Origin of the sequence: Stutzerimonas stutzeri RCH2, assembly GCF_000327065.1 — a bacterium.
Taxonomy (GTDB): domain Bacteria; phylum Pseudomonadota; class Gammaproteobacteria; order Pseudomonadales; family Pseudomonadaceae; genus Stutzerimonas; species Stutzerimonas stutzeri_AE.
Genome location: NC_019936.1, coordinates 3,297,266 through 3,310,443 on the forward strand (window position 1 = coordinate 3,297,266; position 13,178 = coordinate 3,310,443).

A 13,178-nucleotide genomic window follows, 5' to 3' on the forward strand; every position below is an offset into this window, starting at 1 on the left:
CGCCAGCTTATCAGAACTGGGTGCGGCCCTTGCCGGCAGCGATGCGCATGCGCAACGCATTGAGCTTGATGAAGCCGCCAGCGTCCGCCTGGTTGTAGGCGCCGCCGTCTTCTTCGAAGGTCGCGATGTTGGCATCGAACAGCGAGTCGTCCGACTTGCGACCGACGACGATGACGTTGCCCTTGTACAGCTTCAGACGCACCACGCCATTCACGTTGACCTGAGAGGCGTCGATCATCTGCTGCAGCATGCTGCGCTCGGGGCTCCACCAGTAACCGTTGTAGATCAGACTGGCGTACTTGGGCATCAGCTCGTCTTTCAGGTGCGCCACTTCGCGGTCGAGAGTGATCGACTCGATAGCGCGGTGTGCCTTGAGCATGATGGTGCCGCCGGGGGTCTCGTAGCAGCCGCGCGACTTCATGCCGACGTAGCGGTTCTCGACGATGTCCAGGCGGCCGATGCCGTTCTCACCGCCGATGCGGTTCAACTCGGCCAATACCTGAGCGGGGGACATGTCCTTGCCGTCGATGGCGACGATGTCGCCCTTGCGGTAGGTCAGCTCGATATAGGTCGGCGCATCTGGAGCTGCCTCGGGAGAGACAGTCCATTTCCACATATCTTCTTCGTGCTCGGTCCAGGTGTCTTCCAGCACACCGCCCTCGTAGGAGATGTGCAGCAGGTTGGCGTCCATGGAATACGGCGACTTCTTCTTGCCGTGGCGCTCGATCGGGATGGCATGCTTCTCGGCATAATCCATCAGCTTCTCGCGCGACAGCAGGTCCCACTCGCGCCACGGAGCGATCACCTTTACGCCCGGCTTGAGTGCGTACGCGCCCAGTTCGAAACGCACCTGATCGTTGCCCTTGCCGGTGGCACCGTGGGAAATGGCATCGGCACCGGTTTCGTTGGCGATCTCGATCAGGCGCTTGGCGATCAGCGGACGGGCGATGGAGGTACCCAGCAGGTACTCGCCTTCATACACGGTGTTGGCGCGGAACATCGGGAAGACGAAATCGCGGACGAACTCTTCGCGCAGGTCATCGATGTAGATTTCCTTGACGCCCAGTGCCTGCGCCTTGGTGCGCGCCGGCTCGACTTCTTCGCCCTGGCCGAGGTCGGCGGTGAAGGTCACCACTTCACAGTTATAGGTGTCTTGCAGCCACTTGAGGATCACCGAGGTGTCCAGGCCACCGGAATAGGCCAGAACTACCTTCTTAACGTCCGCCATGCCATCAGCTCCACGGGTTGTACGGAAAGCCTGCGATTCTACCGGTCATGGCCTGGCTTTTACAGGGGCGCGCCGTTGGCAGGCGCTTCGGACGACGGAGCGGCGGCCGTCGCTGGCGCCGGAGGGGTAGCTTCTCGAGCCAGACGCATGGTCACTCGGCGATTCTTGGCGCGGTTCGCCTCGCTGCTGTTGGCCACCAGCGGATAGCGTTCACCGTGAAAGCGCAGCGTGATCTGCTCCACCGGGACGCCATTGGCGACCAGGTATTCCTGCACCGCCAGCGCGCGACGACGTGACAGATCACGATTGAGCAAGCGATTGCCGCTGTTGTCGGAGTGACCGTCAAGCTCTATGCGGTTCACGCTGGGGTCGGCACGCATGAACTGCAGGATGATATCGAGCTTGGCGCGACCCAACGGATCGAGCACCACATCGCTACTGGGAAAGCCGATCTGCGACTGGCGCACCTGATCGAAGTTGACCGGCAGCAGCTTGGCCGTACAGGCGCGGTAATCTTCGTAGGCCTTGCCGAAACGCGCTGGCAACAGGCGAATTTCCAACGTATCGCCGCCGTGCAGCGTGCGATGCCTGACGACCGGACTACGCCCTTCGAGCAGACCGGCCAGCAACCGTCCCGCCTGTAACTGAGTGCTGTTGAACGGAATCTCGCCGCCGCCCACCGACACCACACCGAGATTGATGTCGCCACGGGCAGGCTGCCAGGGCGCAGCCGCCGCGAGCAGCGTCGCCGATCCGGCACCCAGCCAGCGTTCCGGCGATTGCAGACGGAAAATCGCCTGCTCGCCGGCCCGCCGCACGAACTCGCCACTGCCAAAACCGGCAATCGGCTGAATCAGCCGGCACTCGAACTGATCCCCCTCCACTTGCCACTGCACACGCTCCAGCCGAGTCTGAAAGGTCAGGGCATTGGCCGGTGAAGCGAGCAGGCACAACAGGACGAGGGGGCGCAGGCGCACGATGAGCTCCGAGAGGATGCGTATTCCTCCTAGGTATCGGTGCCAGGCCGGCAAACTTGAGCAGGCGGCCTGCGGCAACCGGCTTCACAGACGAAGGCAAGATGCCGCGCCCCGGCTTTTCCGGTAGCATTCGCGCACGTTTCACCCGCCTGGAAAGCCCGCATGTCCGACCGACTTACCCTGCTGCGCCCCGACGACTGGCACATTCACCTGCGCGATGGCGCCGTCCTGCCTCACACCGTCGCGGACGCTGCTCACCAGTTCGCCCGCGCCATCATCATGCCAAATCTGGTGCCCCCGGTACGCAACGCCGACGAGGCGGAAGGCTATCGCCAGCGCATCCTTGCGGCCCGCCCTGCAGGCAGTGATTTCGAGCCACTGATGGTGCTGTACCTCACCGACGCTACCAGTCCTGACGACATCCGCCGCGCCAAGGCCAGCGGCTTCGTCCATGCTGCCAAGCTCTATCCGGCCGGAGCGACCACCAACTCGGCATCCGGCGTGACCGCTATCGACAATATCTTCGGTGTGCTGGAAACCATGGCCGAAGTCGGCCTGCCATTGCTGGTCCACGGCGAAGTCACCCGGGGCGAGATCGATATTTTCGATCGTGAGAAGTACTTCATCGACGAGCAGCTAAGCCGGGTAACCGCACGTTTTCCGACCCTGAGGGTAGTGTTCGAACACATCACCACCCGCGATGCCGTGCAGTTCGTCCAGGCCGCCGGCAGCAATGTCGGCGCCACCATCACCGCGCACCACCTGCTCTACAACCGCAACCACATGCTGGTCGGCGGGATCCGCCCGCACCTGTTCTGCCTGCCGGTGCTCAAGCGCAACGTCCACCAGGAAGCCCTGCTGGATGCGGCTACCAGCGGCAGCCCGAAGTTCTTCCTCGGCACCGACTCCGCGCCGCATGCACAACACGCCAAGGAAGCCGCCTGTGGTTGCGCAGGCTGTTATACCGCCCATGCGGCCATCGAACTGTATGCCGAGGCGTTCGAGCAACGCCAGGCGCTGGACAAGCTGGAAGCGTTCGCCAGCCACTTCGGACCGGACTTCTATGGCCTGCCGCGCAATACCACGCGGATCACCCTGGTACGCCAGGATTGGGACGTCCCGGCCAGCCTGCCATTTGGCGAACAGGTCGTCGTGCCGCTGCGCGCCGGTGAACGGCTGCATTGGCGTCTGGAGGCAAGCGCATGAGTGAAGATCACTTCGAAGACGAACTCGAGGAGCATCTGCCCGGCAGAGCCCGCTCGCCCATGGCGCGGCGTTTCCGTGGCTTTCTGCCCGTGGTGATCGACGTGGAGTGCGGCGGCTTCAACAGCGCCACGGACGCTCTGCTGGAAATCGCTGCCGTCACCATCGGCATGGACGAACAGGGCCTGCTCTACCCGCAGGACACCCTCTTCTACCGTGTCGAACCGTTCGCGGGGGCCAACATCGAACCCGCGGCGCTGGAATTCACCGGGATCAAGCTTGATCACCCGCTGCGCATGGCGGTACCGGAGTCACAGGCTCTGACCGATATCTTCCGCAGTGTACGTAAGGCAGTGAAATCCGCCGGCTGCAAGCGTGCAATTCTGGTCGGTCATAACAGCAGCTTCGACCTCGGTTTCCTCAACGCGGCCATCGCTCGCTGCGAGATCAAGCGCAACCCGTTCCATCCCTTCTCGAGCTTCGACACCGCCACCCTCGCCGGCCTCGCCTACGGCCAGACCGTGTTGGCGAAAGCCTGCCAGGCCGCCGGTATCGACTTCGACGGACGCGAGGCGCACTCTGCCCGCTACGACACCGAGAAGACCGCCGAGCTGTTCTGCGGCATCGTCAATCGCTGGCGGGAAATGGGCGGCTGGGAAGAGTTCGACGAGTGACATCAGACGCACTGTGAGCGGGCGGCGCGCTTCTTAGCGCCCGTTACCGTGACCGAAGCCAGAAACAAAAAAGGCCAGTCGTTGACTGGCCTTTTTTTCACCTGCGGCGTTAGAGCGGCTTGCCACGGTTGCCGTGCTGGCCAACGAAGGCCTGGACGGCTTTCAGCTCGTTCGGCAGCACGGTGCAGCGCTCGCCGCGCTCGAACAGGTCCGCCAGGTGGGCAGGCAGAGCAAGCGCTTGGCCGATGCCCGCCTTCTCCACCGCGTCCGGGAACTTCACCGGATGTGCGGTACCCAGCGTCACCATCGGAATACTCAGACTACGGCGGCACTCGCGCGCAGCATGAACGCCGATGGCGGTGTGCGGGTCGAGCACCTCGCCCGTCTCCTTGAAGACCTGAGCGATGGTGGCACAGGTCTGCTCGTCATCCACGGCCAGCGAATCGAACAGCTTGCGTGCTTCGGTCCAGCGATCCTCTTCCACCGACAGTTTGCCGCTGGCGCGGAAGCCGTCCAGCAATTCGGCTACAGCCTTGCCATTGCGGCCATGCAGATCAAACAGCAGCCGTTCGAAATTGGACGACACCATGATGTCCATCGACGGCGACAGTGACGCATGCAGCGTGTCCTTGTCGTAGCGATTGCCGGACATGAAGCGATGCAGGATATCGTTGCGGTTGGTGGCAACGATCAGCTGGTTGATCGGCAGCCCCATGTTGCGCGCAAGATAACCGGCAAAGATATCGCCGAAATTGCCGGTCGGTACCGAGAAGGCCACCGAGCGAGCCGGGCCGCCGAGCTGCAGCGCAGCGTGGAAGTAGTAAACGATCTGGGCCATGATCCGCGCCCAGTTGATCGAGTTGACCGCAACCAGCCGGGTGCCCTTGAGGAACGCCTGGTCGGCGAAGCTGGCCTTGACCATTTCCTGGCAATCATCGAAGTTGCCTTCGATGGCGATGTTGTGGATGTTGTCGCCGGCAATGGTGGTCATCTGCCGCCGCTGCACTTCCGATACCCGCTGGTGCGGGTGCAGGATGAAGATGTCGACGTTCTCGCAACGACGGCAGCCCTCGATGGCGGCCGAACCGGTATCGCCAGAGGTCGCCCCCATGATCACCACGCGCTCGCCGCGCTTGGCCAGCACGTAATCGAGCAGACGACCGAGCAGCTGCAGGGCGAAGTCCTTGAATGCCAAGGTGGGGCCGTGGAACAGTTCGAGCACCCACTCGTTGCCGTTCAGCTGGCGCAGCGGGGCGATGGCGCTGTGAGCGAAAACGCCGTAGGTCTCTTCCAGGATTTGCTTGAAGTCGGCATCCGGAATGCTGCCGGCAACGAACGGGCGCATGACCCGGAAAGCCAGTTCGTGATACGGCAAGCCGGCCCAGGAGGCAATCTCCTCCACGGTGAAGCGCGGTAGATTCTCCGGCACGTACAGGCCGCCATCGCTGGCCAGGCCCGCCAGCAGAACATCTTCAAAATTCAGGGCCGGCGCCTGGCCACGGGTGCTGATGTAACGCATGGTTCAAACCTTCGGTGTTGGCAGCAGCGGCAGGCAGCAGGCAGAAGCCCTGCAGCCAGACGTCGCTACCGGAGTTAATTCAGCTGTTCGACGCGGATACGCACGACCTTGTCCGCCACATCGTCGAGTTTTTCCAGGGCGGCGATCGCATCATCGATGCGCTGCTCGACCACTCGATGGGTAACGAGAATGACCGGCACCAGACCGTCCTGCTCCTCAGCCTCTTTCTGCATGATCGACTCGATGTTGATCCCGCGCTCGGAGAGGATGCTCGCAACCTGGGCCAGCACGCCCGGATGGTCCTTGGCCTGAATGCGCAGGTAATAGGCGCTTTCGCAGGCGCTGATCGGCAGAATCGGGTGATCGGACAGAGAGTCCGGCTGGAACGCCAGGTGCGGCACGCGATTGTTCGGGTCAGTGGTCAGCGCGCGGGTTACATCAACGAGATCTGCCACCACTGCCGAGGCGGTTGGCTCCATGCCAGCACCCGCGCCGTAGTAGAGCGTACTGCCGACGGCATCGCCATTTACCATCACGGCATTCATTACGCCGTTGACGTTGGCGATCAGCCGGTCGGCCGGAATCAGTGTCGGGTGCACGCGCAACTCGATGCCGGCATCGGTGCGGCGAGCGACGCCCAGGTGCTTGATGCGGTAACCCAGTGCCTCGGCATAATTCACATCAGTGGTGGTCAGCCGTGCGATGCCCTCGGTGTACGCCTTGTCGAATTGCAACGGAATGCCGAAGGCGATGGAGGCCAGAATGGTCAGCTTGTGCGCAGCATCGATACCCTCGACGTCGAAGGTAGGGTCGGCTTCGGCATAACCGAGCGCCTGCGCCTCCTTGAGCACGTCCTCGAAGGTACGGCCCTTTTCACGCATCTCGGTAAGAATGAAATTGCCGGTGCCGTTGATGATCCCAGCCAGCCAATTGATGCGGTTGCCGGCCAGGCCCTCACGAATCGCCTTGATGACCGGAATACCGCCCGCGACCGACGCTTCGAACGCGACGATGACGCCTTTCTCGCGCGCCTTGGCGAAAATCTCGTTGCCATGCACCGCGATCAGCGCCTTGTTGGCGGTGACGACGTGCTTGCCGTTCTCGATGGCCTTGAGCACCAGCTCCTTGGCGAGGGTGTAGCCACCGATCAGCTCGACAACGATGTCGATCTCGGGATTGTTCACGACATCGAAGATGTCTGCCGTAATGGGCGTAGCGCCGGTGTCGCACTTGGCATTCGGATGACGGGTGGCAATCTGCGCAACCTCGATTCCGCGCCCGGCACGGCGGGCAATCTCCTCGGCGTTGCGTTTGAGCACATTGAAGGTACCGCCACCGACGGTTCCCAGCCCACAGATGCCAACTTTCACCGGTTTCAAGCTGAACTCCCCATTCACAGCGAAACGACCGGACCTGCCGATCGACAAAAGAGTCGCACATTACGAAGCGAGCAGCTTTTAGTCAATCAGCCGAAGCCCTGCCCTGTCGCGATCAGCCGCCAAGCCCCAGTCGCTGGTGCCATTGCGCAAACGACTCGTCCGGGTATTCGGCAAAACAGCGATCATGTCCCTGCACCTGAGGCTCCACCCAGCTTGCCTTGGAGTCGAGCATCAAGTGCGTATGTTCAGGCGGCACGGGCAGTTCGGTGTCGATGGCCGATGCGAACGGATGCACAAGATCGGGCCAGGTAGGATCCCAGAGCCACAGCGCACTGGCACAGAGTCCGCAAAAATGTCGCCGTCCTTCACTGGTGCGGACTTCTCCCGTTGCGGGGTCGGTCAAGCGCGCCTGGTAAACGGAGACATGCTCGCGACCTTCGACCTGCAAGGTGCGGTAGTCACCACCGAGGTTGATGGCATAACCACCGCCGCCCGCCGTCTTACGGCAGATCGAGCAGTAGCAACGCATGAAAGGATAGGGCTGAGCGGATTCAAGACTGAACCGCACAGCCTGACAGTGACAGGAGCCTTCGAGCTTCATCGCGACCCACCTTGTTCAAACCCGGGATTGAACAAGGTAGGTCGCCCTGCGCCGCCGAGAGCCATCAGATAAAGGCAATCGGACCAATGGCTCCGGCGAGGTCACTCGGCAGCGAGCGCCACCTCGGCGAGCTGCGCGGCCGGCTGATAGCCGGGAATCATTTGGCCGTTGGCGAGAACGATGGCCGGAGTGCCCTGAACACCGATCATTTGACCCAACTGATACTGCTTGGCAATCGGCGTCTCACAGCTGGCGGCCGGCAGGTCCTCGCGAGCCTTGGCCTTGTTCATCGCATCCTGGCGGTCCTTGGCGCACCATACGCTGGTCAGCGTATTGGCCCCATGACTACCCATGCCCTGCCGCGGGAATGCTACATAGCGCACTTCCACACCGAGACGGTTGAGCTGCGGCACTTCGCTGTGCAGCTTCTGGCAATAACCACAGTCGGTATCGGTGAACACCGTGATATGCGTCTTCGGCGCCTTGGGTGCGAATACCACCATTTCACTCGCAGGGATCGCATTGATCTGCTTGGCAACCGACTTGCTCTGCGCCTGCTCGGTCAGGTTGACGGCCTGACCATTCTGGAACTGGTACAGATAGCCCTGGATGATGAATTGACCATCGGCACTGGCGTACAGCTGCCGCCCCCCCTCCAACTGGACCTGATAAACGCCCGGCATCGGACTTTCAGCGACGGCCTCGATCGGCATGTCCGGCTGGATTTTCTGCAGGGCCTGACGAATTGCCTGATCCGGATCGGCGGCCATTGCAACGGTGCTGGCCAGACCGACGGCGGCGGCAGCGAACAAACGAATCACGCCCATGGAAACTCCTGGCAGCGACGATCAAGGGAAGGCGCAAAGACTACCATAGCCATCCCGCTCAGACTGCTAGCGGCTTCTCCAACAGACGCCACCAACCGCCACCGAGGATGCGGCCAAACCAGCCTGACCACTACCCGCGCGGATGATGCTGCGCATGCAGCTCCTGCAGGCGCGCACGGGCGATGTGGGTGTAAATCTGAGTGGTCGAGAGATCACTATGACCAAGCAGCATCTGCACGGTGCGCAGATCCGCGCCGTGGTTGAGCAGATGCGTGGCGAAGGCGTGGCGCAAGGTATGCGGCGATATCGACGTAGCGATACCCGCAACCTTGGCGTGCAGCTTGATTCGATGCCAGAAGGTCTGACGCGTCATCTGGTCGCCACGCAGGCTGGGGAACAGCACATCGCGGGCCTTTCCACCAAGCAACTCGTCCCGCCCCTCGCGCTGATAACGCTCCAGCCAGTGCAAGGCTTCATCCCCCAGCGGCACCAACCGTTCCTTGTTGCCCTTCCCGAAGGTGCGTAACACACCCTGCCGCATGCTGACCTGCTCCAGCGTCAGGCTGATCAGCTCTGTCACGCGCAAACCACAGGCGTAGAGCACCTCGAGCATGGCTCGATCACGCAACCCAATCGGGTCGCCAAGATCCGGCGCAGCCAGCAGCGCCTCGACATCGGCCTCGGACAGCGCCTTGGGCAAGGGGCGACCGAGCCGAGGCAGGTCCACACGCAAGGTCGGGTCGACAGCGATTTCGCCTTCGCGCAGCAGGTAACGATAGAAGCCGCGCAAACCGGAGAGGAACCGTGCGGTGGAGCGCGCCTTGTATCCGTTGTTCAGGCGCCATGCGAGATGGTCGAGAATGATCTCGCGACCAGCGACGGCAAGCCGGACACCCCGCTCGCTCAACCAACCATTGAACAGCGCAAGGTCACTGCGATAGGCCTCACGGCTATTATCGGCCAGTCCTTTTTCCAGCCATAGGGCATCGAGGTAGCGGTCGATAACGGAATCGTCGAGTGCAGGCATGACAGCTTCGGGAAAAGGGAAAAGAGCAGTCTTTCATACTGGAAGCAGGCAAGCACACATGCAATCTGGGGTGAACCCGATCAACACGGCGCCATCTAGATTGCCGCTGCAGACCAAACAACGGCAGCCAGAAACGAAAAAAGCAGCCCGTAGGCTGCTTTTTTCTTTCGGAAATGCGGTCTTAGACCAGCTTTTCCTTGATGCGGGCGGCCTTGCCGGACAGCGCGCGGAGGTAGTACAGCTTGGCCTTGCGCACGTCACCGCGGCGCTTGACGCTGATGCTGTCGACCATCGGGCTGTAGCTCTGGAAGGTACGCTCGACGCCAACACCGTTGGAAATCTTGCGAACGGTGAAAGCGCTGTTCAGGCCGCGGTTACGCTTGCCAATCACGACGCCTTCGAAGGCCTGCAGACGCTGACGCTCGCCTTCCTTTACCTTCACCTGAACGATAACGGTGTCACCCGGCGCGAACGGCGGGATTTCTTTGGTCATCTGCTCGGCTTCGAGCTGCTGAATGATCTTGTTGGTCATGCTGTGCTCCTAAGGTCAACCCACCGGGTTGCCATCGATACGTTAACTATCGTCCCGCTGGCGGATGTATTCCGCCAGCAGCTTCTGTTCTTCTCCAGAAAGCGAGCGGCTATCCAGAAGATCGGCGCGTCGCTCCCAGGTCCTTCCAAGGGACTGCTGCAAGCGCCAGCGTCGGATGTGTTCATGGTTACCGCTGAGCAGCACTTCAGGAACACATTTACCCGCATACACCTCAGGTCGCGTGTAGTGCGGACAGTCGAGCAGGCCGTCGGTAAACGAGTCCTCCTCGGCGGAACCAGCATGACCCAGGGCACCCGGAAGCAGCCTGGTCACGGCATCGATCAGCACCATTGCCGGCAGCTCGCCGCCGGACAACACATAATCACCGATCGACCATTCCTCATCTACGTGCGCCTCAATGAAACGCTCGTCGATGCCTTCGTAACGACCGGCGATAAGGATAAGTGCATCCTCGTTCGCCAGCTCGCGAACGTCAGCCTGTTTCAGCTGGCGCCCCTGCGGCGACAGGTAGATCACCTTCGCCGTCTCGCCCGCGGCTTGCTTGGCGTCAGCCAGGGCAAGCTCGAGCGGCTTGATCTTCATCACCATTCCAGGACCTCCGCCGAATGGGCGGTCGTCCACTGTCTGATGGCGGTCTTCGGTGTAGCTTCGGGGGTTCCAGCAGTTCAACTGCAACAACCCCTGCTTCACTGCACGGCTGGTAATCCCGTAGTCACATATCGCTGCGAACATATCCGGGAACAGGCTGATGACCTCAACGCGCAAAGCGGCCATGCCGTTCAGAAATCCGCGTCCCAATCGACCTGCATCTCGCCCACTTCCAGATCGATCTTCAACACGCACTGATCGGTGTAAGGCAGCAGACGCTCACGATCATCCAGGCTTCCAGCACAAGGCTTTACCACCAGAACGTCGTTGGCTCCGGTTTCGAGCAGATGATCGACCTGACCGAGCAGCTGCGCGGACTGATTGATGACCTTCAAGCCCTGGAGCTGATACCAGTAGTACTCACCGTCGTCCAAGGCGGGCAGTTCGCTGCGCGGGATGCAGATTTCGAAATCCGCGTAGGTACGCGCGACTTCGCGATCATCCAAGCCCTCTAGCGTTGCCACCAGAATCTTCCCCTGGAGGCGCCCCTTGACCAACTCGACCTGCTTGACTTCGTCGCCTCGCCTCAGCGTCCAGCGTCGATAGTCCAGCAGGTTGTCGATCGGATCGGTAAAGGAGTAGACCTTCACGTCACCGCGCACGCCATGCACCGAAACGATCTTGCCGATGACAACCAAGTCATCGACCGGAGCAGACGTTGCGTTCATGCGATTCAGGCAGCGGCCTTGGCAGCTTCCTTCAGCAGCTGAGCAACACGCTCAGACGGCTGTGCGCCCTGGCTCAGCCAGTAGGTGACGCGCTCCTGATTTACAGAAAGCTTCACTTCCGCACCATTGGCGATCGGGTTGAAGAAACCGATGCGCTCGACGAAGCGACCATCGCGCGGGTTGCGGCTGTTGGTCACGGTCAGGTGATAGAAAGGGCGCTTCTTGGAGCCGCCACGGGCGAGACGAATAGTTACCATGTGAACATCGTTCCTGTAGTCGGTGCTAACTTAAGGCACACACTTACTTAAAATGGGCCTAGGCCCGAAAGGCCGCACATTTTAAGGAATGCCGGGGATTTTGCAAACTCTTTTACCAAAGCGACAGGACTGCCCAGGGCTATTGCCAGCGCCGCGCGGTAGACGACCGCGCCGGCGCCCTGCCGCAGTGCTGTAATCACTAGAACTTCGGCATGCCGCCGCCGGGAAGCATCCCGCCCATGCCGCGCATCATTTTGGCCATGCCACCCTTGCCGGTGACCTTCTTCATCATCTTCTGCATCTGTTTGTGCTGCTTGATCAGCCGGCCAATATCCTGCACTTGAGTACCCGAACCCATAGCGATCCGGCGCTTGCGCGAGCCGCTGATGATATCGGGATTGCGGCGCTCTGCAGGAGTCATCGAGTTGATGATCGCTTCCATCTGCTTGAACTGCTTTTCCGCTGCGCCCTGGGCGTGGCCCATCTGCGACAGATTGACGCCACCGATGGAGGGAAGCTTGTCCATCAGCCCGCCAAGACCGCCCATGTTCTTCATTTGCTGCAGCTGATCGCGGAAGTCTTCGAGATCGAAGCCCTTGCCCTTCTTGAGCTTCTTGGTGAGCTTCTCGGCCTTTTCACGATCGAGGGTCTGCTCGGCCTGCTCGATGAGGCTGAGCACATCGCCCATACCTAGAATGCGCGAGGCAATACGATCCGGATGGAAAGGTTCCAGAGCATCGCTCTTCTCGCCCATGCCGAGGAACTTGATCGGCTTGCCAGTCACATGCCGTACCGACAGTGCCGCACCGCCACGGGCATCACCGTCGACTTTGGTCAGCACCACACCAGTCAAGGGAAGCGCCTCGCCAAACGCACGAGCAGTATTCGCCGCGTCCTGACCGGTCATGGCGTCGACGACGAAAAGCGTCTCGGCCGGATTGATCGCTGCGTGGACGGCCTGGATCTCGGCCATCATTTCGGCATCGATCGCCAAACGCCCGGCGGTATCCACCAACACCACATCGATGAACTTGAGCTTGGCTTCGCGAATTGCGGCCTGCGCGATATCTACCGGCTTCTGGCTGATATCGGACGGAAAGAAGGTGACACCGACCTCAGCCGCCAGCGTTTCGAGCTGCTTGATGGCTGCCGGGCGATACACGTCAGCCGAAACGACCAGTACGGTCTTCTTCTTACGCTCCTTGAGGAAGCGCGCCAGCTTGCCCACGGTGGTGGTCTTACCCGCACCCTGCAGACCCGCCATGAGCACGACAGCCGGAGGCGTGACCTGAAGCGCCAGGTCTTCGTTGGCCGCCCCCATCAGTTCTTCCAGTTCGGCGCGGACGATCTTCACGAACGCCTGCCCAGGCGTCAGGCTCTTCGACACCTCGGTGCCGACGGCGCGCTCCTTTACCCGATTGACGAACTCCTTGACCACCGGCAGCGCGACGTCGGCCTCGAGCAGCGCCATGCGCACTTCGCGCAGGGTGTCCTTGATGTTGTCCTCGGTCAGCTTGGCCTTGCCGGTGACATGGCGAAGCGTTTGTGAGAGGCGGTCGGTTAGGTTTTCGAACATGAGCCATTCCACGCTGGATGTGCTGAAGGGCGGGATTATAG

General features: G+C 61.3%; 14 protein-coding genes. 2 read left to right on the plus strand and 12 right to left on the minus strand.

What is annotated here, in order from left to right:
- Positions 1 to 10: 10 nt before the first annotated feature.
- A complete protein-coding gene (locus PSEST_RS15185; RefSeq protein ID WP_015277853.1) occupies positions 11 to 1,228 on the minus strand; it encodes an argininosuccinate synthase in 1,218 nt (405 codons plus the stop codon).
- Positions 1,229 to 1,287: 59 nt separating this feature from the next.
- A complete protein-coding gene (locus PSEST_RS15190; RefSeq protein WP_015277854.1) occupies positions 1,288 to 2,205 on the minus strand; it encodes a flagellar protein MotY in 918 nt (305 codons plus the stop codon).
- 162 nt (positions 2,206 to 2,367) lie between these two features.
- On the opposite strand from PSEST_RS15190, the gene pyrC reads away from it, so the two are divergent.
- Positions 2,368 to 3,411 (plus strand): dihydroorotase, encoded by a 1,044-nt coding sequence (gene pyrC / locus PSEST_RS15195; protein WP_015277855.1) that lies wholly within the window; start codon positions 2,368 to 2,370, stop codon positions 3,409 to 3,411.
- Positions 3,408 to 4,082, plus strand: a complete 675-nt coding sequence (rnt, locus tag PSEST_RS15200) for a ribonuclease T (protein ID WP_015277856.1) — start codon at positions 3,408 to 3,410, stop codon at positions 4,080 to 4,082. The genes pyrC and rnt overlap by 4 nt, the downstream gene beginning before the upstream one ends.
- A gap of 109 nt (positions 4,083 to 4,191) precedes the next feature.
- Here the strand turns inward: rnt and thrC are convergent, their stop codons facing one another.
- From thrC to ffh, 10 genes are all read right to left on the minus strand, one after another.
- Positions 4,192 to 5,601, minus strand: a complete 1,410-nt coding sequence (gene thrC, locus PSEST_RS15205) for a threonine synthase (RefSeq protein ID WP_015277857.1) — start codon at positions 5,599 to 5,601, stop codon at positions 4,192 to 4,194.
- Positions 5,602 to 5,675: 74 nt separating this feature from the next.
- A complete protein-coding gene (locus tag PSEST_RS15210; RefSeq protein ID WP_015277858.1) occupies positions 5,676 to 6,980 on the minus strand; it encodes a homoserine dehydrogenase in 1,305 nt (434 codons plus the stop codon).
- A gap of 112 nt (positions 6,981 to 7,092) precedes the next feature.
- Positions 7,093 to 7,581 (minus strand): GFA family protein, encoded by a 489-nt coding sequence (locus PSEST_RS15215; RefSeq protein WP_015277859.1) that lies wholly within the window; start codon positions 7,579 to 7,581, stop codon positions 7,093 to 7,095.
- A gap of 101 nt (positions 7,582 to 7,682) precedes the next feature.
- Positions 7,683 to 8,408 (minus strand): disulfide isomerase DsbC N-terminal domain-containing protein, encoded by a 726-nt coding sequence (locus tag PSEST_RS15220; protein ID WP_015277860.1) that lies wholly within the window; start codon positions 8,406 to 8,408, stop codon positions 7,683 to 7,685.
- Positions 8,409 to 8,538: 130 nt separating this feature from the next.
- Positions 8,539 to 9,435: a site-specific tyrosine recombinase XerD gene (gene xerD / locus PSEST_RS15225; protein WP_015277861.1), complete on the minus strand. Its 897-nt coding sequence runs from the start codon at positions 9,433 to 9,435 to the stop codon at positions 8,539 to 8,541.
- A gap of 181 nt (positions 9,436 to 9,616) precedes the next feature.
- Positions 9,617 to 9,967 (minus strand): 50S ribosomal protein L19, encoded by a 351-nt coding sequence (rplS, locus tag PSEST_RS15230; RefSeq protein WP_015277862.1) that lies wholly within the window; start codon positions 9,965 to 9,967, stop codon positions 9,617 to 9,619.
- Between the two features lie 42 nt (positions 9,968 to 10,009).
- On the minus strand, positions 10,010 to 10,762 hold the full coding sequence (gene trmD, locus PSEST_RS15235; protein WP_015277863.1) for a tRNA (guanosine(37)-N1)-methyltransferase TrmD: 753 nt from the start codon (positions 10,760 to 10,762) through the stop codon (positions 10,010 to 10,012).
- 5 nt (positions 10,763 to 10,767) lie between these two features.
- Positions 10,768 to 11,304 carry a ribosome maturation factor RimM gene (gene rimM / locus PSEST_RS15240; RefSeq protein WP_015277864.1) on the minus strand — a complete coding sequence of 179 codons (537 nt, stop codon included), beginning with the start codon at positions 11,302 to 11,304 and terminating at the stop codon, positions 10,768 to 10,770.
- A 5-nt stretch (positions 11,305 to 11,309) separates the two neighbouring features.
- Positions 11,310 to 11,561 (minus strand): 30S ribosomal protein S16, encoded by a 252-nt coding sequence (gene rpsP, locus PSEST_RS15245; RefSeq protein WP_015277865.1) that lies wholly within the window; start codon positions 11,559 to 11,561, stop codon positions 11,310 to 11,312.
- 199 nt (positions 11,562 to 11,760) lie between these two features.
- The gene (ffh, locus tag PSEST_RS15250; protein WP_003282952.1) at positions 11,761 to 13,137 is read right to left on the minus strand and encodes a signal recognition particle protein; all 1,377 of its coding nucleotides are present in this window, start codon (positions 13,135 to 13,137) and stop codon (positions 11,761 to 11,763) included.
- Positions 13,138 to 13,178 lie beyond the last annotated feature (41 nt).

Bases quoted from the DNA above. Each gene is read 5' to 3' on its own strand.
- pyrC (WP_015277855.1), top strand. From the start codon at position 2,368: ATGTCCGACCGACTTACCCTGCTGCGCCCCGACGACTGGCACATTCAC.
- rnt (WP_015277856.1), top strand. From the start codon at position 3,408: ATGAGTGAAGATCACTTCGAAGACGAACTCGAGGAGCATCTGCCCGGC.
- PSEST_RS15220 (WP_015277860.1), bottom strand. From the start codon at position 8,408: ATGGGCGTGATTCGTTTGTTCGCTGCCGCCGCCGTCGGTCTGGCCAGC.
- rplS (WP_015277862.1), bottom strand. From the start codon at position 9,967: ATGACCAACAAGATCATTCAGCAGCTCGAAGCCGAGCAGATGACCAAA.
- PSEST_RS15185 (WP_015277853.1), bottom strand. From the start codon at position 1,228: ATGGCGGACGTTAAGAAGGTAGTTCTGGCCTATTCCGGTGGCCTGGAC.
- rimM (WP_015277864.1), bottom strand. From the start codon at position 11,304: ATGAACGCAACGTCTGCTCCGGTCGATGACTTGGTTGTCATCGGCAAG.
- PSEST_RS15215 (WP_015277859.1), bottom strand. From the start codon at position 7,581: ATGAAGCTCGAAGGCTCCTGTCACTGTCAGGCTGTGCGGTTCAGTCTT.
- rpsP (WP_015277865.1), bottom strand. From the start codon at position 11,561: ATGGTAACTATTCGTCTCGCCCGTGGCGGCTCCAAGAAGCGCCCTTTC.
- ffh (WP_003282952.1), bottom strand. From the start codon at position 13,137: ATGTTCGAAAACCTAACCGACCGCCTCTCACAAACGCTTCGCCATGTC.
- xerD (WP_015277861.1), bottom strand. From the start codon at position 9,435: ATGCCTGCACTCGACGATTCCGTTATCGACCGCTACCTCGATGCCCTA.
- trmD (WP_015277863.1), bottom strand. From the start codon at position 10,762: ATGGCCGCTTTGCGCGTTGAGGTCATCAGCCTGTTCCCGGATATGTTC.
- thrC (WP_015277857.1), bottom strand. From the start codon at position 5,601: ATGCGTTACATCAGCACCCGTGGCCAGGCGCCGGCCCTGAATTTTGAA.